The sequence below is a fragment of the Streptomyces sp. NPDC060205 genome (assembly GCF_042728395.1).
GTDB lineage: Bacteria > Actinomycetota > Actinomycetes > Streptomycetales > Streptomycetaceae > Streptomyces.
Genome location: NZ_JBHWZP010000627.1, coordinates 1 through 1,602 on the forward strand (window position 1 = coordinate 1; position 1,602 = coordinate 1,602).

2 protein-coding genes are annotated in these 1,602 nt (G+C 70.8%); one reads left to right on the forward strand and one right to left on the reverse strand.

Going from position 1 to position 1,602, the window contains the following annotated elements:
- The first annotated feature begins 72 nt into the window (after positions 1–72).
- Entirely contained in the window at positions 73–675 is a 603-nt protein-coding gene (locus tag ACFWGJ_RS43600; RefSeq protein WP_387334533.1) for a TetR/AcrR family transcriptional regulator, read from the forward strand.
- A gap of 120 nt (positions 676–795) precedes the next feature.
- Here ACFWGJ_RS43600 and ACFWGJ_RS43605 read toward each other — a convergent pair whose 3' ends face one another.
- Entirely contained in the window at positions 796–1,518 is a 723-nt protein-coding gene (locus ACFWGJ_RS43605; protein WP_387334534.1) for an alpha/beta fold hydrolase, read from the reverse strand.
- Positions 1,519–1,602 lie beyond the last annotated feature (84 nt).

A 1,602-nucleotide genomic window follows, 5' to 3' on the forward strand; every position in this document is an offset into this window, starting at 1 on the left:
GCGCCCACCTTAGTGGGCGCATGCCCACTGGGCAACGGCCGCCGGTGGGACGACGTACGAGGGGATCTGCGCATGCCGACTGGAGTGCACCTTCGCGACGCGCGGCAGCAGTTGTTCGGCGCCGCGGAACGCGTCCTGCTGCGGGACGGGCCGAACGGCCTGACCAGCCGGGCCGTCACCGACGAGGCGGGCTGCGCCAAGGGCGTCCTGCACCGGCACTTCGCCGACTTCGACGCCTTCCTCGCCGACCTCGTGCTCGACCGGGCCGCGCAGCTTGAGGCGCAGGCGAGTGCGTTGCGCGAGTCCGTCGGCACCGGCACGGTGGCCGACAACCTCACCAGCGCGCTGACCACCCTGTTCGGACCGGTTCCGGTGGCGATCATCCCGCTCATCACCTTCCGGGACGAACTGCGCGCACGGCTGCGGCAGGCCAGGCCCGGAGGCGGCATCGCGATCCTCGCCGAGGCCGCGACCGCGGTCTCCGCCTATCTGGCCGACGAGCGTGAACTGGGCCGTATCGCGGCCGACGCCGACATCGACTCCCTCACCCTGTCGCTGGTCGGTGGCGGGCATCTGCTGTTCTCGGACCGCGACCCCGGCCCGCCGGCCGCGGCAGTCGTCCACAGACTCGTGACAGCGGTCATCGCCGACGCCGTACAACGACGACCTGCTTGAGAGGGCGCCCCATCCAGGAGGATCAGCCTGTGTCTCCTGGATCGAACGCCCTCTCATCTTTCATCAAGCAGCCCCGTCGGAGCCCCGTCAGAAACCGGGCACGGCCCGGTCAGAGCCCTGTCAGGCGGAGACGCTCCGGACGGCTTCGCGGATGAGGTCCGCTACCTTCTCGGGGTGCGCCAGCATGACCAGGTGGGACGAGTCGACCTCGATCGTGGTCATCCCGGCGCGCTCGTAGCCGAAGCGCTCGACGTCCGGGTTGATGGTGTGGTCCGAGGAGGACACCAGACCCCAGGACGGCTTGGTCTTCCAGGCGGCGGCCGGGGCCGCCTCGGCGAAGGCCGCGCCCGCCAGCGGACGCTGGGAGACGGCGAGCACGCGGGCCAGGTCCGGGTCCACGTCGGCGGCGAAGATGGCGGGGAACCTGTCGATCTCCACGGTGACATCCGTGCCGGGCTCGTCGGAGCCCTCGACAGGGAACGGCGTGTACACCAGGGCCGAGGCAAGGTCGGAGTCCGGGAAGCGGCCCTGCAGCTCACCGAGGCTCTCGCCCTCCTCCAGGGCGTAACCGGCCAGGAAGACCAGGGCCTTCACCTTGTCCTCGACGCCCGCGACGGTGATGACGGCACCGCCGTAGGAGTGCCCCACCAGGACGACGGGACCGGGTACGGCACGTACGACCGAGGCGATGTAGGCGGCGTCACCGGTCAGGCTGCGGTGGGGCACGGCCGGAACGAGCACCTTCAGGCCGTCGGCCAGCAGTTCGGGGACGACCCGGGCGAAGCTGGACGCGTCGGCGAAGGCACCGTGCACCAGCACGACGGTGGGTGTGGAGTCGGTCATGGGCTTCCTTGTCGGTTGTGTGCGGTCCGAGAGGCTTCAGACGCGGGGGGCCGGCGCGCGAGTACGGTTGCGTTCTCGCGCGAC

Coding starts and splice junctions, on each gene's coding strand:
- ACFWGJ_RS43605 (WP_387334534.1), bottom strand. CDS start 1,518: ATGACCGACTCCACACCCACCGTCGTGCTGGTGCACGGTGCCTTCGCC.
- ACFWGJ_RS43600 (WP_387334533.1), top strand. CDS start 73: ATGCCGACTGGAGTGCACCTTCGCGACGCGCGGCAGCAGTTGTTCGGC.